At 43.8% G+C, this 21,098-nt stretch carries 18 protein-coding genes and 1 tRNA gene; 11 read left to right on the top strand and 8 right to left on the bottom strand.

Annotated elements, in window-relative coordinates:
* Window positions 1–64: 64 nt before the first annotated feature.
* Complete coding sequence (ptsP, locus tag QQK21_RS07855; protein WP_284191641.1) at window positions 65–2,572, bottom strand: phosphoenolpyruvate--protein phosphotransferase; 2,508 nt, start codon at window positions 2,570–2,572, stop codon at window positions 65–67.
* Window positions 2,573–3,005: 433 nt separating this feature from the next.
* Here ptsP and QQK21_RS07850 point away from each other — a divergent pair, with 433 nt between their 5' ends.
* The 7 genes from QQK21_RS07850 to QQK21_RS07820 all read left to right on the top strand — a co-directional run bounded on the left by QQK21_RS07850 (window position 3,006) and on the right by QQK21_RS07820 (window position 9,843).
* The gene (locus QQK21_RS07850) at window positions 3,006–4,079 is read left to right on the top strand and encodes a PTS fructose transporter subunit EIIC (RefSeq protein WP_284191640.1); all 1,074 of its coding nucleotides are present in this window, start codon (window positions 3,006–3,008) and stop codon (window positions 4,077–4,079) included.
* A gap of 73 nt (window positions 4,080–4,152) precedes the next feature.
* Window positions 4,153–4,476 carry a PTS fructose-like transporter subunit IIB gene (locus QQK21_RS07845; protein WP_284191639.1) on the top strand — a complete coding sequence of 108 codons (324 nt, stop codon included), beginning with the start codon at window positions 4,153–4,155 and terminating at the stop codon, window positions 4,474–4,476.
* Between the two features lie 176 nt (window positions 4,477–4,652).
* A complete protein-coding gene (locus tag QQK21_RS07840) occupies window positions 4,653–6,953 on the top strand; it encodes a formate C-acetyltransferase (protein ID WP_284191638.1) in 2,301 nt (766 codons plus the stop codon).
* Window positions 6,919–7,803 (top strand): [formate-C-acetyltransferase]-activating enzyme, encoded by an 885-nt coding sequence (locus QQK21_RS07835; protein ID WP_284191637.1) that lies wholly within the window; start codon window positions 6,919–6,921, stop codon window positions 7,801–7,803. Before QQK21_RS07840 ends, QQK21_RS07835 begins: the two co-directional genes overlap by 35 nt.
* A 2-nt stretch (window positions 7,804–7,805) precedes the next feature.
* Window positions 7,806–8,663 carry an SDR family oxidoreductase gene (locus tag QQK21_RS07830; protein ID WP_284191636.1) on the top strand — a complete coding sequence of 286 codons (858 nt, stop codon included), beginning with the start codon at window positions 7,806–7,808 and terminating at the stop codon, window positions 8,661–8,663.
* A 42-nt stretch (window positions 8,664–8,705) separates the two neighbouring features.
* Window positions 8,706–9,383: a transaldolase family protein gene (locus tag QQK21_RS07825; protein ID WP_284191635.1), complete on the top strand. Its 678-nt coding sequence runs from the start codon at window positions 8,706–8,708 to the stop codon at window positions 9,381–9,383.
* A 124-nt stretch (window positions 9,384–9,507) separates the two neighbouring features.
* Window positions 9,508–9,843 carry a PTS fructose transporter subunit IIB gene (locus QQK21_RS07820; RefSeq protein WP_152430131.1) on the top strand — a complete coding sequence of 112 codons (336 nt, stop codon included), beginning with the start codon at window positions 9,508–9,510 and terminating at the stop codon, window positions 9,841–9,843.
* Here QQK21_RS07820 and QQK21_RS07815 read toward each other — a convergent pair.
* Window positions 9,840–10,736: a helix-turn-helix domain-containing protein gene (locus tag QQK21_RS07815; protein ID WP_284191634.1), complete on the bottom strand. Its 897-nt coding sequence runs from the start codon at window positions 10,734–10,736 to the stop codon at window positions 9,840–9,842. The genes QQK21_RS07820 and QQK21_RS07815 overlap by 4 nt on opposite strands.
* Window positions 10,737–10,953: 217 nt before the next feature.
* On the opposite strand from QQK21_RS07815, the gene QQK21_RS07810 reads away from it, so the two are divergent.
* The 3 genes from QQK21_RS07810 to QQK21_RS07800 all read left to right on the top strand — a co-directional run bounded on the left by QQK21_RS07810 (window position 10,954) and on the right by QQK21_RS07800 (window position 15,065).
* Window positions 10,954–11,721, top strand: a complete 768-nt coding sequence (locus QQK21_RS07810) for a phytanoyl-CoA dioxygenase family protein (protein WP_284191633.1) — start codon at window positions 10,954–10,956, stop codon at window positions 11,719–11,721.
* Window positions 11,722–11,781: 60 nt separating this feature from the next.
* Window positions 11,782–12,969 (top strand): mannose-6-phosphate isomerase, class I, encoded by a 1,188-nt coding sequence (manA, locus tag QQK21_RS07805; RefSeq protein ID WP_284191632.1) that lies wholly within the window; start codon window positions 11,782–11,784, stop codon window positions 12,967–12,969.
* Window positions 12,970–13,328: 359 nt separating this feature from the next.
* Window positions 13,329–15,065, top strand: a complete 1,737-nt coding sequence (locus QQK21_RS07800) for a hypothetical protein (RefSeq protein WP_284191631.1) — start codon at window positions 13,329–13,331, stop codon at window positions 15,063–15,065.
* Between the two features lie 45 nt (window positions 15,066–15,110).
* Here QQK21_RS07800 and darG read toward each other — a convergent pair whose 3' ends face one another.
* The 4 genes from darG to QQK21_RS07780 form a co-directional block, all read right to left on the bottom strand.
* Entirely contained in the window at window positions 15,111–16,151 is a 1,041-nt protein-coding gene (darG, locus tag QQK21_RS07795; RefSeq protein ID WP_284191630.1) for a type II toxin-antitoxin system antitoxin DNA ADP-ribosyl glycohydrolase DarG, read from the bottom strand.
* A 13-nt stretch (window positions 16,152–16,164) separates the two neighbouring features.
* The gene (gene darT / locus QQK21_RS07790) at window positions 16,165–16,806 is read right to left on the bottom strand and encodes a type II toxin-antitoxin system toxin DNA ADP-ribosyl transferase DarT (RefSeq protein WP_284191629.1); all 642 of its coding nucleotides are present in this window, start codon (window positions 16,804–16,806) and stop codon (window positions 16,165–16,167) included.
* A 118-nt stretch (window positions 16,807–16,924) separates the two neighbouring features.
* Window positions 16,925–17,005, bottom strand: a complete 81-nt coding sequence (locus tag QQK21_RS07785) for a helix-turn-helix domain-containing protein (protein WP_431313104.1) — start codon at window positions 17,003–17,005, stop codon at window positions 16,925–16,927.
* A 204-nt stretch (window positions 17,006–17,209) separates the two neighbouring features.
* A complete protein-coding gene (locus tag QQK21_RS07780; RefSeq protein ID WP_284191628.1) occupies window positions 17,210–17,599 on the bottom strand; it encodes a helix-turn-helix domain-containing protein in 390 nt (129 codons plus the stop codon).
* A 131-nt stretch (window positions 17,600–17,730) separates the two neighbouring features.
* Here QQK21_RS07780 and QQK21_RS07775 point away from each other — a divergent pair, with 131 nt between their 5' ends.
* Complete coding sequence (locus QQK21_RS07775) at window positions 17,731–18,192, top strand: lecithin retinol acyltransferase family protein (protein ID WP_284191627.1); 462 nt, start codon at window positions 17,731–17,733, stop codon at window positions 18,190–18,192.
* A 132-nt stretch (window positions 18,193–18,324) separates the two neighbouring features.
* Here QQK21_RS07775 and QQK21_RS07770 read toward each other — a convergent pair.
* Together QQK21_RS07770 and QQK21_RS07765 are read right to left on the bottom strand one after the other, a co-directional pair.
* Window positions 18,325–18,412: transfer RNA gene (locus QQK21_RS07770), tRNA-Ser, on the bottom strand.
* 173 nt (window positions 18,413–18,585) lie between these two features.
* Complete coding sequence (locus QQK21_RS07765; protein ID WP_284191626.1) at window positions 18,586–21,015, bottom strand: hybrid sensor histidine kinase/response regulator; 2,430 nt, start codon at window positions 21,013–21,015, stop codon at window positions 18,586–18,588.
* Window positions 21,016–21,098: the final 83 nt, after the last annotated feature.

Genomic DNA, 21,098 nt, shown 5'->3' with positions numbered 1-21,098 from the left:
ACACCATCATGCTCTCTAAGCCTTGTCAAAAATGGCAAAGCTAAAGCGCATGACGAGCGGCTTCTTATGCGAGTTCGAGTTCTTGTTTAAGAAGTGCTTCCACTTGCTCATCCGTACTTGCGTGCATGAGCTGATCTCTGAAATCTGCGTGCATGATCTTACGAGCCAATTTGGAAAAGATTTTCATGTGCTGATCGCCTGCTGCATGCTTGTTCAGCGTTAACATGATAATGAACTGCGCTTGCTCATCACCCCATGCAATGGGATTGGCTAAACGGCACACGCTGATCGCTGACTGCTCAATATGCTCACTTTTAGTATGAGGAATGGCAAAACCAAAGCCTAAACCGGTCGAAAAGACATCTTCACGCGCCCACAAATCATCAGCAAGTTTATTTGGATAACGGCAGCGTCCAGTAATAAACAAATTGTCGGCCAGTGTTTTAATGACCTCTTCTTTACTGCGAAGGTCGAGATCTAAGCTAATGCAATCTTTGGCCACCATAGGTGCTTCGGCTTGCGTCATTCGAAACTGAGCAAGAAGGTGCTCAACTTCATGGACGGTTCGGCAATTCATGGCTTTATTAAGCAATTGACGACACTCGCGACTATCGAGTTTTGAGATACGCTCTTTGGTTGCTGCAATGCTTGGTGCATTCATACTGATTTCATCGAGACCTAAGCCTATCAACAGAGGAAGAACAGAACCTTTTGCCCCTAACTCACCACACAAACCAATCCATTTACCGTGACGATGCACTTCTCGCACCACATGGTCAAGCGTGCGCAAAAAGGCGGGGTTCAAACTGTTGTAGCTATTCACTACCTTGGCGTTATCACGATCAACCGCCATTAAGTACTGAGTGAGGTCATTAGACCCAATCGAGAAGAAGTCAATTTCTTCGCAGCACTGGTCGATGATAAATGCAATGGACGGCACTTCCAACATTATGCCCAGAGGGACACGCTCTGCAAAGGGGACTTGCTCTTTGCGAAGCTCTTGACGCACTTCTGCCAGAACATCTTTGACCCATAAAATCTCTTCCATAGAGGAAATCATCGGAATCATGATTTTGAGGTTACCATGCGCTGACGCTCGCAAAATAGCGCGCAATTGAGTTTTGAACATCTCAACAAACTCAGGATAAATACGCACGGCGCGATAGCCCAAAAATGGGTTATTTTCGGCTGGGATATTAAGATAAGCAACGGGCTTGTCACCACCTATATCAATGGTTCTAACGATGATCGATTTACCATTAGCTGCCTCACACGCCTGACAGAAAATATTGTAAAGTTCATTTTCATCGGGTGCACAAGTGCGATCCATATAAAGCATCTCGGTACGAAACAAGCCAATCGCTTCGGCCCCATTTAAAAAGGCTTGAGGCGCTTCAACAGAATGGGCAATATTGGCCGCAATTTCATACGCTTTACCCTCTTTGGTTGTCGCAGCTAAATCACGATATTTGGCTTGGCGAGTTGCAACAATCTGTTTGACTTTTTGCTCTTGCTGGTAATAACGTTCAACTGGCTCTGTAATGTCAGTGACAATAACCCCCAAATGACCATCAAGGATAACTTGCGACCCAATACATTCGCTGAGTGCTTCAGCATCCAGACCAACAATGGTTGGAATCGCGAAAGAGCGCGCTAAAATCACGGTGTGAGACGTGCTGCCTCCGTGAGACAAAATAAGCCCTTTGAGTAGAGATTTGTCGAGCTCCAAAAACTGGCTGGGTGTGAGATCTTGCGCGAGACAAACGGTGGGCTCAAGTAATTGCGTTTGACTAACAAAGCGTTCTTCGCCGTAAATACTTTGCAGCAATTGATAACAGACATCACGAATATCAAGCTCTCGCTCTTTCATGTACTGGCTGGATGAATTTTTTATCATGTCACCAAAGTGTTTGGCTGTCGCAATGATCGCCTCAGCGCAGCTTCGGCCTTCTGTAAGGTGGCGGATTATCGTCTGTTGAAACTCTTCATCATTCACAATGGATAAATGTGCTTGAAGCACTTGGCTTTCGGTGTGCTGTGACGATGTAAGCTGAATCGAAATCGACTTAACAACGGACGCTAAACCGTGCTTCATTTGCAGCTGCTCGTCACTTGGCGAAAGTGCTGAAGGAAGGTTATCCAAATTGTCGAAGTTCACCGCTCCCATCATCGACAAGATTCCGCGACCGATACCATCACTCACTGCGCGACCTTGTTGATGGTCTATGTTCAAGTTTGAAAAATTGCGCGGCAAAGGCGCTAAGGCGATGTCACTGCTTTGGTTATTTTGCAGCGGCTCGTCACAGTGAGGAAACTCATTGGTAAGAAATTGCTTGAGCTGATCGAGGGCTGTGTCTTCATCTTGACCACTTATCGTAATGACGCACTCATCACCAAGCAGTGTATCCGTCCCAATAAGAGACAATACGCTTTTCGCGTTCCCACTCATTCCTGTGCGCTGGTTTTGCCAAGTAATCTCCGAACAAAACTGGTTACACAGAGCTTCAACATGGCTAGCTGGCCGTGCATGAACACCATTTAATAATTCGCAACAAAAAGAGAAGGTTTTCATTTCGTATTGTCCTTTTTACTTCTATGTAATAAACGGAGCTGATGTAACAACAATATCAAATCACCTCACTTCAACCATTGGATAAAAATGCTAATTACTGGATTTTTGTTATATTCAGGCTTAAGTGTGAAGAACATCAAATTTACTATCCATTTTGGTGGCTTTGCGTTTAGCCAAAGCATAACCAAGTAGAAAAAATCCACATATAACTGATTAATAATAATTTTTTATTAGTTACCTAACAAAACTTGATCTGGACAAGAATATAGATAGAGATCAAATTTTGCCTAAGTCCTAACAAATATCCAGTAAATAGCATAAAAATCCTCTAACTAGGCAGCATAAATACTCACAATATTGGGTTCAAAGCTTAAGTAGCTAAACTAACGTGAAACAGATTCAATAAAAATAACTTGGCCACAAGGATAGGTCTATGAACGATTTAATCACTATCTTAAAAGACACCAGACGACATCTGATGACTGGCGTATCTCATATGATCCCATTCGTTGTTGCCGGCGGTATTTTACTCGCAGCTTCCGTCATGCTGTATGGTGAAGGCGCAGTACCAAAAGAGGGAACCTGGCTACATGATCTCTTTTCTATTGGGGTGGCCGGTTTTCAACTTATGGTACCAATCTTAGCGGCCTATATAGGCTACTCCATCGCTGACCGTTCTGCGCTTGCGCCTTCAGCCATCGCGGCTTTTATTGGCGCTAACATGTACAACACCGGCTTCTTTGGTGCGATATTTGCCGGTCTTCTCGGTGGTATCGTCGTCTTCTACCTGAAGAAGATAAAAGTCCCGACCTTTGCGCGCTCTATTATGCCCATTTTCGTCATTCCCATTATTGGTACTTTCATTACCGCCAGTGCCATTGTTTGGGGTATCGGCGAGCCGATAGGCAGCGCGACTGCCGCACTGACTGACTTTCTAAAAAGCATGCAAGATCAAAGCATCGTTGTTTTGGCGATTATTATGGGCGGTATGCTGGCCTTTGATATGGGTGGCCCTGTAAACAAAGTCGCTTACGCATTCGTGATCTTATGTGTCGGTGAAGGCATCTACAATGTCGCAGGTATTTCATCCGTTGCCGTCGCAGTACCACCCATCGGTATGGGACTGGCTACTTTCCTAAATAAAAAGCTCTATGACTCGAGCGAACAAGAAGCGGGCCGAGCGTCTATTTTGATGGGCACTATGGGCATCAGTGAAGGCGCGATCCCTTTCGCAGCCGGCGACCCACTGCGCGTCATTCCGTCCATTATGATTGGCACCGCGGCTGGAGCCGTAACCGCGGCACTGCTCGGTGTCCAGAGCTACGCGGCTTGGGGTGGTCTAATCGTTTTACCCGTTGTCGATGGTCGCATTAGTTTTATCGTCGCGCTGGCGGTCGGTTCACTCGTTACCGCTTTGCTGGTGAACTTCCTCAAAGCTCGTCGCCCAGTGGCAGAAGAGGCCAAAGAAGATTCTGATGATATCGATATCGACATCGAAATCGGTTAACCAAATCCAATAACAAAGGCCTCAGTGCCATTCACCCTATCGCAACACGAATAGAAACAAAAGGAACAAGATTATGACGAGTATCGTAGCAGTAACCGCATGTCCTTCAGGCGTTGCACACACTTATATGGCGGCAGAAGCCATCGAATCCGCAGCCAAAGCAAAGGGCTGGGATTGTACAGTCGAGACTCAAGGCTCTATTGGTATTGAAAACGAGCTGACTGAGAGTGCGATTAAATCCGCAGATATTGTTATCCTAACTAAGGATATTGACATTAAAAACAGTGAGCGTTTCGAGGGTAAAACCGTTGTTCGTATTGGTGTCAGTGACGCAGTAAAACGCGCCGGAGCCGTCATGGATAAGATTGACGCTCATTTAGCAAAAGCAACCGCTTAACAAGGCATTAAATCATCGACTACCCTTCCCCCTCCCTTTGCGAGGGGTGAGGGAAAGACCTAATGAGAGACCAAGGGCAAATAGGCTGAGCGATCGCACTCGATAACGTTATTGTCACGGTTAACCAGCCAAAAGCGTCAAACCATTTTGGCATTGTATTGCAAGGAGCCACACAGATGAGCACCCCAAGAATAGAGCAACTCAAATCCGCACTGTTTGAATCACAACGTGAAATATCTCTTGAACGCGCTTTGCTTTACACCGAAAGTTATCAAGCCACTCAAGGTCAGCACACACTGATCCGCCGCGCCAAAGCCACCGCCCATATTCTTGATAACGTCGAAATCTCCATTCGTGATAACGAGTTAATTGCGGGTAATCGCACCGTCAAAGCACGCGCTGGCATCGCTTCTCCTGAAATGGACCCTTATTGGATTGCAAAAGAGCTCGACACCTTTATATCTCGTCCTCAAGACAAATTTTTCATCTCAGAACAAGACAAGCAAGTCTATCGAGATAGGTTATTAAACTACTGGTCAGGGCATTCGATGAAAGATTTTATCAATGCGCAAATCCCAGCCGATGTAAAAGATGCCATCGGGCAAAAGATTTTTAGTGTTAACCAAACAGACAAAGGCCAAGGACATATCATCATAGACTTTGAGCGTCTGCTCAAACATGGTCTTGGTTATCTACTCGATGAAATGCAACGCCTTGCAATGACTCATCACGACAACGTATTTTATGCTGCGGTGGTGATTGTGTTGCAAGCGTCGATTCGCCATATATACCGCTACGGGACGCTGGCAACCACAATGGCGAATGAGTGCCAAGATTCGGTGCGTCGCCAAGAGCTGGAAACCATCGCCTTAATCTCAAATAAAATCGCCACTCAAAAGCCAGACTCCTTCTACGAAGCATGTCAGCTATTTTGGTACATGAATATCCTTTTACAATACGAGTCAAACGCAAGCTCACTGTCTCTTGGGCGATTTGATCAATACATGTTGCCTTTCTACCAACGGTCCATTGAGAGCGGAGAATCCCACGCATTTATACAAGAACTGCTGGAAAGCTTATGGATAAAAACCAACGACATCGTATTGCTTCGCTCATCCAGTAGCGCCAAATTTTTTGCCGGATTTCCAACCGGTTACACCATTTTGCTTGGCGGTCTAACCCACACAGGTAAAAGTGCGGTAAATGCGTTATCAAATTTGTGTTTAGAGGCTTATCAGAGCGTTCAACTGCCTCAACCTAACTTGGGTGTGCGTGTGAATGAATTCATCGACCGTCACTTCCTATTAAAAACGGCGCAAACCATTCGTTTAGGTACTGGCATTCCGCAAATATTTAATGATGAAGTGGTGGTTCCTGCCTTTTTAAATCGCGGAGTATCCCTTGAAGACTCACGAGACTATTCCGTCGTGGGATGTGTTGAGCTTTCTATTCCCGGGAAAACATACGGCCTGCATGATATTGCCATGTTCAACTTACTTAAGGTGATGGAACTGGTATTACAGCGCAATGTAGATAGCCCTGATATAAGCTTTGAGTTTTTGTTAAAAGAGATTCGCGTTGCGATTAAGCACTACGTAAAACTCATGGTCGAAGGCTCCAATATCTGTGATATTGGCCACCGTGACTGGGCACCCGTTCCTCTGCTTTCTTCATTTATTAGTGACTGCGTCAAAGCAGGTCAAGACATTACATATGGCGGGGCACGGTATAATTTCTCAGGAGTGCAAGGGATAGGTATTGCCAATCTCTCCGATTCTTTGCACGCTCTAAAGCGCTATGTGTTTGAAGAAAAGCGTTCAAGCTTCAAAGAGTTTGTCGATATTCTCACTGCGAACTTCGCTGGGCCAGACGGCAAGCAAATTCGAACTCGTCTTATGAACAAATATGACAAATATGGCAATGATATCGATGAGGTTGACAATTTAGGTTCAGAGCTACTGCGTATGTTCTGCCTCGAAGTGGAGAAATATCATAATCCTCGCGGCGGAAAATTCACACCTGGCTGTTACACAGTCTCAGCCCATGTTCCACTGGGTGAAGTAGTTGGCGCAACCGCCGATGGCCGCTTATCTGGGGAGCAGCTCGCCGATGGCGGCTTATCCCCCATGCTTGGTAAAGATCAAATCGGCCCAACGGCGGTTCTTAAATCTGTCAGCAAACTGGATAATTATTTGCTGTCAAATGGCAGCTTGCTCAATGTGAAGTTTTCACCCGCCACTTTAGCAGGTCAGCAAGGACTGAATAAACTGTCTGATTTCATCCGTGCTTTTATGAAGCTCAAACTCCAACACATTCAATTTAATGTACTCAGTGCAGAGACCATTAAAGCGGCTCAAAGCAATCCACAGAATTACGCGGGTCTCGTAGTACGTGTGGCTGGCTATAGCGCTTTTTTCGTCGAGCTGTCAAAAGAGATTCAAGATGACATCATTCGCCGCACCACTCATGAACTGTAACACGATCAGCAAAATTGAGCCCCACCCGGTTACTGGGCGAATCTTTAACATCCAGCGCTACTCTCTGCATGATGGGTCTGGAATTCGCACTGTGGTTTTCTTTAAGGGCTGCCCGTTGCGCTGTCCTTGGTGCGCAAACCCAGAGTCGCGATCGCACAGAACAACCTTCCAACGTAATAAAGCCAAGTGTATTCACTGCAAAACTTGTGCAATGGATGTGGATGAATGCCCAAGTGGCGCATGGCAACAAGTCGGCACGGATATGACCGTCGACGACGTGATCGCAGAGGTCACCAAAGATGACATTTTCTTTACCACTTCACATGGTGGTATCACCTTGTCCGGTGGCGAAGTGCTTTCTCAAGCAAAATTTGCCATTGCGTTGCTCGAAAAGCTCAAGACATTAGGTTATCAAACCGCCATCGAAACCTCGGGCCATGGTAATGCGAAACATCTGATCAAGATAGCCAAGCTATGCGACCAAGTTTTGTTTGACTTCAAAATTATGGACCCAGACAAAGCCAAAACCATTATAGGTATTCATTTAGAGCACGCATTGGACAACTTTAAACAGCTTGCTGAACATAAGATCAATCTTGTCCCTCGCCTCCCTCTTATCCCTGGCTACACAATAGATCTGATCAATATCGACAAGATACTCGACTATCTACGCCCATTTAAATTGACCGACATTCACTTATTGCCTTTTCACCAATATGGCTCAGCCAAATACCAAACCTTGGGCATCGAGTATCAACTACAAGACGTGCCTGCTCCCAGCAACCTTGTGGTGGAGAGCATACGTCAGCACATCGCAGCCCATGGCTACCATGTCATCATAGGAGGATAATTGTGACAGCGAAAATACTGGTTACGGGAGCAAAAGGCTTCTTCGGCACTCGTTTTATCAACCGCTATCAAGGTGAGTTTGAGATCCTTGGTTTAGACTCAAAACAGCTTGATATCACCGACAATAACAAAGTCATCAAAACCTTTGATGACTTTGAACCGGACTATGTCATTCATGCCGCAGCAATCGCCATTACCGATTTCTGTAACCAACACCCTGACGTTGCTTACCAAGTCAATGTTCAAGGCGCTATCAACGTTGCTAAAGCGTGTAAAACCCACCAAGCCAAACTTGTTTTTATTTCAAGCGAACAAGTGTTTAACGGTAATCCCGAAGCCGGCCCTTACAAAGAAACGGATCATCCCATTCCAGATACGATTTATGGGCAAAACAAGCTCGAGGCTGAAAATACACTGCGTTCCATCCTAGATGATATGTGGATTCTTCGTTTCACTTGGTTATTTGGATTACCAGAACGTAATACAAGCATCAACCCCAATGTAATTTGGAATGCCCTTCAAGCATTGATCAAGGGTTCGGTAATGAAAGAGCGCAGTAATGAATTTCGCGGCCTCACCTATGTCCACGAACTGATTGAACAATTTCCAACAATTTTCACCATTCCATATGGAACTTACCACACTGGCGCGCACAACTCGCTGAGCCGATATCAGATAGCTGAGCACATCTTAACTGAGCTTGGTCAACAACACCGTTTGGCTGAAGTCTTGGAGCGATGTGATGCCCCAACAATACGTGATGTTCGCTTAGATACAAGCAAACTTGGTGAGCTTGGTGTGAACTTTACCGAAAGTAAAACGGCGATCAGTCAGTGTTTGAAAGACTTTCATTTTACGTAAGCAATTTAAGGGAAAGCATCCTTTTTTATTAGGAGATTCGATATGATCTACATGTTAGATACCGCCAATATTGAGGCAATTTGCAGAGCCGTTGATCTATACCCTTTAGCGGGTGTAACGACGAATCCCTCCATCATCGCACAAGAAAATCGACCGCTTAAAGAGATTTTGCTGGGTATCAGAGAGTGTATCGGCAGAGAGCGCATGCTGCATGCGCAAGTTATGGGTAGCGATGCGCAAACAATGTTGCTAGAAGCGATCGCAATGAGAGCACTTGATCCAGAGATCATCATCAAGGTACCTGTAACCCAGCAAGGTATTAAAGCAATAAAACTGATTGCCGCAAAAGGCATTCGTATCACGGCTACCGCTATTCTTACTCCACAGCAAGCGCTCATGGCTGCCGTTGCCGGTGCAGAATTTTTGGCACCTTATGTCAATCGGCTCGACAATATTTGCAGTGATGGCATCAACCTAGCGGCGGAGATTGGATTATTAATCAAACACTACCATCTCAGTGCAAAAGTACTCGGAGCCTCGTTCAAGAATGTTCAGCAAATACACCAGCTCGCTCTTGCTGGCGCACACTCTGTCACTGTTTCACCAGATGTGTTCGATCTTCTACTTAGTCATCCATTGACCGATTCTGGTGTGGCTGGATTTAGAGCCGATTGGGAAAAAATATACGGAGACAATACCAATGTGCTAGATGCACTTTAGTGTGATCGATGATAAATTTTTAACATTAAATAATGATACAATGACCAATAAGCAACCAGCAATAAGCCCAATATTGCCGTAAGGTTTGGGCGTTACTCAATGACGGAAACAAAGGATCGCCAGAATGAAAATAGTAGGCGTTACTGCGTGTATTAGTGGCGTAGCACACACTTACATGGCTGCCGAAGTGCTTGAAAAAACGTGTAAAAAAGCTGGCTATAACATATCTGTGGAAACACAGGGCGCGCTAGGGAGTGAGAATTATCTCGACGAGAGTGTCATCGATGCCGCAGATGTTGCGGTTATCATTGCCGACATCAATATTGAGGGCGTTGAACGGTTTAACCATACGCGGATAGTTCGCTGCTCCATTGCCCATTTTTTGCGCAACAGCGATCAAGTGTTGCACGCGATTGAAAAAATACGCAATGCGCCCCCTAATGCAGAGCTTATCCTCTAATCCATAGGCCTAATATTCGAACTTACATACTGCGCACGATACTCAGATGGAGAACGCGCAGTTTGATTTTTAAACACTCGACAAAAGTAATTACTGTCCTTAAATCCACAGCGATGAGCTACCTCTTTCACTTTCATATCGTATTCAATAAGCAGATATTTGGCTCTCTCAAGGCGAACATGGTTTAAATATTCATTAAATTTAAGCTGGCCTTCTTTTTGAAAAAGCTGAGATAAATAATTAGGAGAGACATAAAAATGCTGCGCCACAGATTCACGTGTAAGCGGCTCATGATAGTGTTGTTCCAAGTGTTCTCTCACTGCTTCAAACAAAGCGTGGCTTTTGGATAGAGTCTCAACCGGTCTTTCAAGCAGATCAAGGATGTGGCTAAGCAAAGCACTTACCAATAAACGTTTGGTGTCTTGGCTTTCTGGCTGCTTAATCAGCTCTTCAATGGCATTAAGAATAAAAGCTCCGATTCGCGGACCACGACGCAAAACACTTTCTTTAATAGCAGAGTCAAACTGTTGTCCATCCCAACTGAGTAAACTCATACCAAAGCTTTGTTTGCCGGCCATTACCGTCAAGGTAACGACGGGCTTATTCCACACAGGCTTATTCCAACTCTCTGCGGGCAAATATAACACTCCGCCTTGTTTTAACGTGTATTGAGTATCGATCCCAAGGCTATTGCCCACCTCCATATCCAGCTCACCGATCAGTACCATTTCCACGCGCGGAAAATGCACCTGATAGGCTAGCTGAGGTGGTTTAGGGAGGTTTCCCGCAAAGTAAACATCGCTAATATTTTCCGAGTGCTTTGCATAGTGATTGAGTGCTTCAAGTAAATATTTTTTGTCTAGCATAATCGATAATACAGATAACCTTTCCATTTAATAAATAGCCAACATAACACACCACAATGTATTGCTATATATGTTCTTAAGCAAGATAAAAGAGCCCAATAAAATAGAATATGCCATACATCACACTTTCTTAACCAGCTAACAAAAATCCAGCATTTCGAACGATTACCCTACTTATAAACTTCGCATACTCGATTAATTTGAGTATCACCAACAGAAACAAAACCACAACAAGGTGCCCACTATGACACAGACTGCTCAACAGCATTTAAGCGCTCTAGGTGCCGACCTAGAACTCTCTGAAAAAATGACTCATGAACTCGATACTTTGGGATTCACTATTATTCACAATGTCGTGGATAGCGATTGGCTTGAAGAAATGCGTAGAACCATCGATATGTTAGCGGAACGTGAAGGTGATAACCTTGCCATCGAACACCACCAAGAAGAGGGGGTGACAAGGATCGCCAACCTTATCAACAAGGGCACGGTATGGGAAAAAGTCTGGGCACACCCGCTAGCGCTTTCTGCATGCAGGCATATTTTCGGTGGTGCGTTCAAGATCTCCAGCCTGAACGCTCGTGAAGCTCATCCAGACTGTGGCCACCAGCCGCTGCATGCTGACTGGAAAAAACCACGCCCAGACTACCCAAAAGTCCACCTGGTCAACTCAATCTGGGCTGTTGACGACTTGACGCGTGAAAACGGCGCGCCTCGTATCATCCCTGGTACGCATTTACGCAAAGAATTACCCGAAGACATTTTGGATGATGTCGAAGGAGAGCATCCAGATGAAATCTACTTAGAGTGTCCAGCAGGAAGTGTGATGATTTTTAACGCTCACACTTGGCATGGCGGGACTATCAACTATGCCGGAACTCGTCGCCGAGTGTTGCATGGTTTATACATTGACCGCAATGACGAGCCACAGCAAGACCAACAAAAGTGGCTAACAGAGCATACCGCTAGTCGACTCACTCCAGCACAAAAGTGGCTCCTAGACGTAGAGTAATGTGACCCGTTGTCAGCGTTTGTTTCAAAACGCTGAACCGCAAGTAAAGAGAGAATTTGTATGTCGATGCATAAACTCAATAATGTCATTCAAACCTATCCTTGGGGAAGCCTAACTTCCTTGCATGAGATGTTTAATGTCGACAATCCTCACCATACACCGCAAGCCGAAATGTGGATGGGTGCTCATCCGCGTGGCTGCTCTCGTACTTTGGATAAAGATATTGCGCTTGACGAACTATTGGCAAAAAATACCAAGAATATGCTGGGTACCTACACCGCTATGCGTTACGGTGAACTGCCATATTTGCTAAAAGTAATTGCCGCTGACTCGCCCCTATCTATTCAAGTTCATCCGAGTAAACAAAAAGCGGAAGATGGTTTTCAACGTGAGAACGATCAGGGTATTCCCATTGATGCTGACAACCGAAACTATAAAGATCCCAACCATAAGCCTGAGCTTGTTTATGCACTTACCTTCTTTCACGCGCTCAATGGCTTTAGGCCTGTTGATGACATCATTGCACTGTTTCACGAGCTGAATATTGATGTATTGAGCGAGCCGCTAGACGTGCTGGTGAGTCAACCCAACGAAAACGGCTTAAGCACATTTTTCACCCAAATCATACGACTGTCTGGTCATGACAAAGCGGATGCCCTTTTGGCATTGAAATCAGCGATTGGAAAGACGCCGAAAAGCCGTCTAGCCAGAGAAGCCTTTCACACCACAAAAATGCTAATGGCACACTATCAAGATGACGTCGGCCTATTTGCCCCCTTCATATTGAATATTGTCGAGTTAGCCCCTGGGGAAGCGATGTTTCTTGATGCGGAAACGCCTCATGCTTATTTGTCCGGTACCGCCCTTGAAATCATGGCCAACTCAGACAATGTATTGCGAGCAGGTTTAACCTCAAAGCATATTGATACTGAAGAGCTTCTAAGAAACTTATCGGCAAAATCCACCCCAGCTTCTAACTTGATTATGACTCCAGTAGTCAAGTCATCGAGATGGACATATCCGGTACCTGTGGACGATTTTTGCTTTGATATTGTGTTTTCAACACCAGATCATCAAACTCTCTATGTAAGAAGTGCTGAAGTGCTGTTCTGTATTGAGGGGAAGATACGCATAGAAGCGCCACATCACTGCGTGGTGTTGAGTAAAGGAGAGTCCGTACTGATCACCTGCGATTCTCAAGCCTATCAAGTGAGCGGCACTGGCACCCTAGCGCGAGCATACAATTAGGTACTTTTCGCAGGCTTAGAGCCTCACACCTAAATAACGAGAAAGATGGCTTAAAACAACAAACCCCAGCATTTCTGCTGGGGTTTTGAATGTGGCGGTGAGAAGCCGACCAAGTGAAATATCTTATTGATTAATAAAGACTTACATTAAGTCTACTTTCGGAGACATACACTCAGTCATACATAAAAATTTGTGACAAATGTTACATTAAATACCCATTTAGCCAAGCACGTAGCAATAATATAATTAGATGCGATAAAGAGTAACCACCAAACTAAATTGAATTAACCTTTCCCCTAACCCTTGAAACACTGTTCATAAAAACATATGTATATATGAACAGACAAAGGGAGAATCACATGAATACACCTCTGATTCACATTCGCCGCCACAGAGCAACCCAAGCGGCTAAATCAATGCTTAACTACCCTCTGAAGTACTTCGCAAATACAAATAACATCAAGCGTCTTGAGTCCATTGTCGAAGATGACGAACGTGCCTTGAAAGTTATCAACATACTAAAACAGCAACAAACACAATTTTCTAGTTACTTGAACTTTTCACAAGCATCGACGAGCGAACACAACCTCATCAAAAACCTAATAGAAAATCAATCAGAACAATACGTTAACATAAAATCCGAACTGTGCCCTGATGCTCCGTCCGAGCTTTTCGAGCTAGGAGTTACCAATATAGTTTCGAGGATGAACTTGAACTTGGCTGAGTCATTAAATGGCATTGGTGTCAGAAGTGACTTATCAGATAACAACGTATTTATTGCAGAGCTTCTCAATTCAGCATGGCTTGTTGACCATTTCGCTATGTATCTTGTCGGAGCCGTTGATTTATCGGAAGATGTAAGCGGAAATTTCATTTTTAAGCCTAAGCATGAAGATCAATTTACTCCACTCTGGTTTGGGAATGCATTAGAACAAAGTTCCCTACAAGCAGGAAACTACGCTATCGCAAAACTAGCTGCATCTAGTTATGCTCCCAACGCCAATGATCTCTCGTTACAAATGCTACATGCTCGAGTTTTAAGCTTAGTAGAGCAACACTGGAAACTTAAATCCTCCACAATTTTTGAAAAAGTATTCCACCAAAAAGCTGATTTGATAATGCTATTACTTGGAGCATATCAGAACCACTTATCCCAAGATTCGTTTACCGCTATAACTCGTGGAAAGATCGAAACATTGGTACGGCATTCGCCAAATCATCATGGGTTACTTAACACCTATGACGTTGTAAAAGCCTTTCAACAAGCTCTGCCTTCTGAAGATAGATTGTTTGACATCATGAATGACGGTCTAGTTTTAGGGAATACAGAGATTGTTCGTGGGCTTATAAAACAAGTTGAGCATTTCGCTGCAATTCAATTTGGAAATGATTGGCATGCAAACCTTGAAAAAGAACAATTAGCAGAGCTTTTTGGTAGCCTGAAAGAACATGCTCACATTGATGTATTGAACTTTGGACTTAAACAAGAACATATTGGCTTACGTACCCAGAATGAAATTGGCTTAGACATTGACTTCTTCATTCGCGACAACCGAACTAAAAAGGTTTACGCCGTACAACTCAAGCACATTGAATCGAACTTCAAGGCAAACTTAGCACTATGGCTCGACATACTAGCCGGCGCTAACGCAAAACTTGGAAAAGGTGTTACACAGTTAGAAAACCTTGGAGCGTTATGCAAAACCGATCAGAAGATACGAGATCGTTTGATCCAGCATGGAATTATTGAGAGTGAAATCCCTCATATTGTACCTATACTCGTTCATAACTGCGGTAGTATGGATATGATTAAGCTTCATTCAAACATTTGGCTATACGATATATCAACGTTTGTACGGGTATTGACTGGCAGAACTGCCATTTTAGACGTGTATGATGGAGAAAACTATCGCGCTGAAGGTTCGAGTAAATTCGACGCTTCTGGACTGAGATTAGACGAACCATTAGAAATTGTTCATGCCTATCTACAAGATGAACGTTTCCAGAAGCTTAAACACTTTGACGCTGGTCGACATATATCTCGCACAGCCAGAATAGAGGATACAACATTCTCTTCTATTGGATTAGCCCTTTAATCTAGTCAGCACCTAAATGGGCTCATTAAGAGCCCATTTTTCACATTAAGCACTCAACCAATGCTGATTGCTAAGAACCTTCTCTGCGATAGAAATTTGCCGTGGCGTGAACTGCTGCTTTCTCACATTCCAAGAATGAACACCTTCAATTACCTGGTCAGTATTTATCGCTTGCTCATACTTGTTTAACCAATGCACTGTTGCAAGGAGCTCTAGGCCTTGAGGTGACTCAAAACCTTCTACCAATCGAGAAACCTTTTCAAATCTCTCACGAGTATCGGGGTGCTGTTCTAAATATGCTTGTGCTTCTTTGATTGCACCTGGTACTAGCTGAAGTACTTTATCTGGCGCATCACCACCATCTGAATAACCAGAAACAAAATGCCCTTCAATCGCATTAAGCACATGGCGTAAGTTCTGCGCATAAGGTCCATAATGTGCTTTTTGATATTTCAAACGCAATGGTTCACCTGCTTCTTGCATGAAATATAAAAGCTTATGCACTTCAAGTAATGATACAGATGGATCGAGCAAACCTTTCAGGTAGCGCTGCATCAGTTCTATCAATACCGCTCTACCTGCTGTCATCTTTGGCTCTTCTTTCTGCTTTGCCATTCTGTCATTTTGAGGGGCACCTGATGGCTCATATAGCAATACTTGGACATCAGTTAGCGGCTTCATCGCTGCTTCGATTTTTTCATGCACCACCAGCCAATCAAGCCCGCCTAAGCCTGCACCTAATGGAGGAATAGCAATAGATTTGATGCCTAAACGTTGAATATCTTCCACCAATGCTGCTAAGCCAGATTCGATATCTTCAATTCTGCTTGCACCGCGCCAATGACGCTTGGTTGGGAAGTTCACAATAAAACGTGGACTCGCCAACTGCCCAGTTTCAAAGATAAACATTTTTCCTGGCTGAACGTCTTTGTTTTTACATGCAGCGGCATAAGCCTTGAAATTATCAGGCCACGCTTTCTTAAACTGCAATGCAATACCACGCCCCATCACACCGACACAGTTGACTGTATTTACAATAGCTTCTGCATCAGCGCGAAGTATATCACCACGAGTAATTTCGATCATATCTACGGCCTCCTCAGTAATACCAGTTAGAGTTAATTGTAACAGGCGGTCTGTGAGCTGCCATTTGCAACGTGTTGACTACCTGCTGATGAATAAGTGGAGATTGGACAGTGATCGCTTCAACTAAATGCCAAGGAAAACTTTGCTCTATAAGGAACTCAGCTTGCTTTCCTTCCTTACAGCCTTGCCACTGTCTCTCATGAATTGCAGGCCAATCCAGCTCATACAATTGAGCCAAATCGTTTCTATCTTCAAAGTAGTACGAACCTGCGTTTGACAGCGTAAATGCCCAACGATGTCCTTGCTGCTGCGCCCATTGCACTGTGGCATTGAGATCTGCTTGAAGATGAATAATCGGCCCCTGTCCACCTTTGTACGCCAGCTCATCACTGTCTGCTCGATGAATCACATACAACATGATTGAACGCGGGCAAAAGTAAAACGGCACGCATTGTCCTACGTACAAATCAGGATGGCTATCCAGTGTCAGCTCTGTCAAACGGCGCTGCTTGATCGTATTCATACCAATCGTAGTCCCCGCTGCTTGCTGTGCGATGATCTGGGCATCACATAAAAGCCCGTTCGAACCGAGAATAGAAGCTAATCGATCTACGTGGACAATATGAAAAATTTTAGGCTGCACTGGTACGGGCATTTATCATCCTTTCTATTGACACTAATTAAGCGTTCTTAGGCTCTGCATTAGGATTTACCATTACTTGACCATTCATTAACACTTGCCGATGGCTTCTCGACACTTTCTGGGCTTTTTCTTAATACAAAAGTGTCACTGTGTTTGGGCTCAAACCTGTTTCACGAATGACATCAAAAATTTTCAGTTTTCTCTCACCCATCATGCGGACAAAGTGACACTCAATCATGTCATCCTATCCATAGTGGCGAGACATTTTTGATGATGTAGGATTCTATCAAAGTTTATTCTTTAAGCTGAAAAATTTAATTTGAATTTTTGACCTCAAAATTCAATACTGCGTTTCGTCATTCGATGAAGCTCACGCTTCGTTACCCCTCTGAGATAACCATGATATCCGTTACGTTTATTTGGATTTACCAGCCAATCCAATTAGTAATGCTCCCAAGGCTGCTCCCGCAATGAAAGTACCTACATTGCTCCCCCCTTCAGACTTAGATTTTATTGCATTACCTCTAGGTTGCGCTTGAACAGACAACTGTTCACTTTCCTTGAGATTATTAACTGTATTCACAACCGAATTAAAAAGTTTATCTGGAGCAATACCAAGAGCTTTAGCACATTCAAACATCTGATCAACAGAGAATATTGACTTTCCTGATTCCAAACGACTGTAGCTAGCTTGTGAGAGCCCCATTTTTTCAGCTAATACGCTCTGCTCTATGCCTAGTTCTTTGCGCTTATTCGCGACAACCACACCCAGAATCGATGAGTAAGAAACCATTTTATCTTGCATTTTTACCACCAATAACCAAATAACACTTACTCAACAAAGTGCATATGTATAAGTTAAATGCATTGATATACGTTTTACGCATTTCAATGTGAATTTAGAATACACATACTTTAAATCAGTAAGGAAAATTTATGAAGAATAATCTTAGTATTGGTGATCTACTTTATCGTTCAAAGCTGCTGGTAGAACATGCCGGAATCTACCTGGGTAAAGGACGAGTACTTCACAACTCTCCAAATGGCAATGTAGAAATTTGTGCCTTAGAACAGTACTCAAATGGCAAACCAGTGAAAGTCGTCTTAAGCCATTTAAGTGAAGACATGAAAAACGAACTGTTTAGCCAAGCAGAACAATTAATCAAGAACGCTAGAAAATATGGGGTGTTAGACAATAACTGTGAGCATTTAGCCTCAACAGTGCTACACGGCAAGCCCTCCAGTGAGCAATTGCAAGGAGCGGGCCTTGGTGCTGTTGCAGGTTTACTTTTGGCTCACTGTAACCAATCGAAGAACTCTTTGCTGTACATATTAGCTGGTGGCCTTATAGGGTGTATGGCCGTCAATGCAACTCGTAAATACGATTGTGTTGTATAAGAAAAAACCGCGACAATGAAGCAACAAGCCTAAATTTTTGAGCCATTAAATACGAGATGTATCATTGCTCGATTTACTCACTGTTTCACAGATACAAGAAAAGACGCCCTTGGACGTCTTTTAACATAAAAGTGGCGGTGAGTGAGAGATTCGAACTCTCGATACGTTGCCGTATACACACTTTCCAGGCGTGCTCCTTCAGCCACTCGGACAACTCACCGAATCAAATTAAGGTCGGTTTCGATTACCGACGAGGCGCTAATTTAATGATTCTATTGGAGTAGGTCAAGCTAATTGGGGAAAAAAAATCTCGCTTCATGTCTGTTTGATTATTTAATGTCTGATTCGAGCGGATTTTCCCCGCTCGATACTCTTCATAGCAAGATTGACCAACTAACTGCAATAGTCATTCAGTGACACAGTGAGTACATCCAAATCCGACTGCATAGGGGTTTCTCCTCGCGAAATTTTTTCTTGGACGGCATTGAGAGTTTGCGTCAGTAAATCATCTTTCAAACCAGTAATTTCATTTTTTATCCGCTGAAAGTACTCTTGAGCATGAACAAAATTCTCATCCTCTAGCGCCATGAAAAATTTCAGTAGCAGTGGTTCCATTTCTTGTGGCGATACGTCCTTTTTGTCTCGCAAACCTGGTTTGTATTGATAAAGGCGATCATAAAAACGATACAAGGCATCATCAAGTTCAGTTTCATCAATGGGCTTCGAAATAACATAGTCCACCCCCGAATTCACCATACGCTCGCGCGTTTCCTTAAATACATCAGCGGTACAACCGAGTATGACAATATTCGCTTTTGAGCTCGTCAGTGATCGAATAGCGATCGTCGCTTCAACACCATCCATAATAGGCATGTGGTTGTCCATAAGGATGAGATCATAATTATTGTACGCCATCTTCTGCACACAGATTTCACCGTTTTCCGCCACTTCACACTCAAACCCTTTAGTCGTCATAAAGGAATTCATGATAATGGCATTGGTTCGGTTATCTTCAACAATTAGCGCTTTGAGGCCTTGATAGTTGAGGTTGGCATGTTCTCTGATATCAAGCCGGTGGGGTTCACATGGCTCCATCGAGAGCGTGACCCTAAAACTCGTACCAATACCGAGCTCACTGGTCACAGAAATCTCTCCATCCATCAGCTTGCAGATCTGTTTTACAATCGCAAGACCAAGCCCTGTACCACCAAAACGCCGAGTCGTCGAAGACTCAGCTTGCTCAAATGGGTTAAAGATTTTGTCGTGAGCTTCTTTGGCAATGCCAATGCCAGTATCTCGTACTGTGATTTCGAGGAAGTTGTGTCCTCTCTGGTAAATCTCCCGAAAATACACTTCAACATAACCACGAGAGGTAAATTTCACCGCATTATTGAGTAAGTTAAACAGCACTTGACGCAGGCGTGCTTTATCTGAGAGATACCAGCGTCCTTGAGGTACTTCAGAATACACCTTAAATTGCAGGCCTTTTTCAACACACAAGGTATAGTAGACACTCTTCACACTTCCTAATATCGACTCCAGCGGGAATGGGTGTGTTTCAAGTTCCAAAAAGCCTTGCTCAATTTTTGAAAAGTCCAGAATCTCATTCAATAGCGTCATCATGTGATCGCCTGAATCATACAAGGTTTTCATATGCTTTAGCTGTTCTTGGTTCAAATCTGTCTTCATCAAAATTTGCGCTGTACCTAACACGCCATTCATTGGCGTACGAATTTCATGTGAAAGCGTTGCCAAAAAAGCACTTTTCGCCTTGGTCGATGCCTGAGCTTTTTGCTTTTCTTGTTCGAGAAATTGGGTTTTTTGATTGAAGGCATCAATAAGCTGGCGAATTTCATCGTGACTGTTGTAACGCACATTTATTTCTCCGCCAGTTCGAGAATCATTGACTTTTTCGGCAATGAGCACGATGGGAGAAATAAGAAAGCGATTAATGAGTACATAACCCATCATCACACATATCAGCATGATTGGAATAATGCCCGCTTCTACTTTGGTGACAACGTAAAAGGCTTCTTCATCGACGAAGCGATTGGCATTAACAACGTCGATATGCCACTGAAAATCACCAAACTCAGTGCTACTCATGTAGATGCCTTTGACACCCTTGAAGTTGTAATCAGTAATGACATCACCATATGAATCTTTAAGTACCACACCTAACTCATATTCCTGCGCCTGCTTGCTGACAAAAGCGACGAGGCTTTCCAAAGAGATATCAATCGTCGCAACACCTACAGGTTCATCGTCGACAAAATACGGGGATGAGGCAGTAATCATCTGCACATGAGTAAAGGGATCAATATAGACTTGTGACCAAATAACCGTACCTGGTGGTTTATCGAGTACAGGCGCGAACCAAGACTCCTTGTCGTAGCCCCCAGATTCGGCATTATCCCATGAGAAAACTTGGTCTACTTTTCCATCTTTTGCGCGATTGAAAAATAAGCTTTTATAGGCTTTGGTTTTGTCAATAGAGTACGGTATCGGCCATATCCCCCCGCTGACCACTACTCCATCAAGTACTGAAAATAGTTCAAGCAACATGTTGGCCTGATGCTGTTGAGAATCCCCCGTGTTTCCGATACCAACCACACTCTGCAAAATCCCCACAGAACTATTGAGCGGCTCTTCAATCTCAGCCGCGAGCAATTCTGTTCTTAAGTCGAGATTTTTTTCCAATTGATCTCGAATCGGAGGCTCAACCACTAGATAACTCACTGACCCGATAATGGCAATCACAATTGCCATATAGACAGTGAGAGCTAAAAAGCTTTTTCTTTTTAGCGAAGAACGTATTTCCATAAGCCTTTGAATTTTTACTATTTGGATTAAATTATAGCGAATATACGCGGGCTGTAGCCTTTTTATGTCTCGTTTGGGCTGTT

This window comes from Vibrio zhanjiangensis, from assembly GCF_030161235.1.
Classification (GTDB): domain Bacteria; phylum Pseudomonadota; class Gammaproteobacteria; order Enterobacterales; family Vibrionaceae; genus Vibrio; species Vibrio zhanjiangensis.
This window is presented reverse-complemented; position numbering and strand designations above follow the sequence as displayed.

Excerpts from the sequence above, each read along its gene's own strand:
- QQK21_RS07775 (WP_284191627.1), top strand. The coding sequence starts at position 17,731 with ATGAAGAATAATCTTAGTATTGGTGATCTACTTTATCGTTCAAAGCTG.
- QQK21_RS07820 (WP_152430131.1), top strand. The coding sequence starts at position 9,508 with ATGAAAATAGTAGGCGTTACTGCGTGTATTAGTGGCGTAGCACACACT.
- QQK21_RS07800 (WP_284191631.1), top strand. The coding sequence starts at position 13,329 with ATGAATACACCTCTGATTCACATTCGCCGCCACAGAGCAACCCAAGCG.
- manA (WP_284191632.1), top strand. The coding sequence starts at position 11,782 with ATGTCGATGCATAAACTCAATAATGTCATTCAAACCTATCCTTGGGGA.
- QQK21_RS07815 (WP_284191634.1), bottom strand. The coding sequence starts at position 10,736 with ATGGAAAGGTTATCTGTATTATCGATTATGCTAGACAAAAAATATTTA.
- QQK21_RS07785 (WP_431313104.1), bottom strand. The coding sequence starts at position 17,005 with ATGGGTGAGAGAAAACTGAAAATTTTTGATGTCATTCGTGAAACAGGT.
- QQK21_RS07765 (WP_284191626.1), bottom strand. The coding sequence starts at position 21,015 with ATGGAAATACGTTCTTCGCTAAAAAGAAAAAGCTTTTTAGCTCTCACT.
- darT (WP_284191629.1), bottom strand. The coding sequence starts at position 16,806 with ATGCCCGTACCAGTGCAGCCTAAAATTTTTCATATTGTCCACGTAGAT.
- ptsP (WP_284191641.1), bottom strand. The coding sequence starts at position 2,572 with ATGAAAACCTTCTCTTTTTGTTGCGAATTATTAAATGGTGTTCATGCA.
- QQK21_RS07780 (WP_284191628.1), bottom strand. The coding sequence starts at position 17,599 with ATGCAAGATAAAATGGTTTCTTACTCATCGATTCTGGGTGTGGTTGTC.
- darG (WP_284191630.1), bottom strand. The coding sequence starts at position 16,151 with ATGATCGAAATTACTCGTGGTGATATACTTCGCGCTGATGCAGAAGCT.
- QQK21_RS07840 (WP_284191638.1), top strand. The coding sequence starts at position 4,653 with ATGAGCACCCCAAGAATAGAGCAACTCAAATCCGCACTGTTTGAATCA.
- QQK21_RS07850 (WP_284191640.1), top strand. The coding sequence starts at position 3,006 with ATGAACGATTTAATCACTATCTTAAAAGACACCAGACGACATCTGATG.
- QQK21_RS07845 (WP_284191639.1), top strand. The coding sequence starts at position 4,153 with ATGACGAGTATCGTAGCAGTAACCGCATGTCCTTCAGGCGTTGCACAC.
- QQK21_RS07825 (WP_284191635.1), top strand. The coding sequence starts at position 8,706 with ATGATCTACATGTTAGATACCGCCAATATTGAGGCAATTTGCAGAGCC.
- QQK21_RS07835 (WP_284191637.1), top strand. The coding sequence starts at position 6,919 with ATGACATCATTCGCCGCACCACTCATGAACTGTAACACGATCAGCAAA.
- QQK21_RS07810 (WP_284191633.1), top strand. The coding sequence starts at position 10,954 with ATGACACAGACTGCTCAACAGCATTTAAGCGCTCTAGGTGCCGACCTA.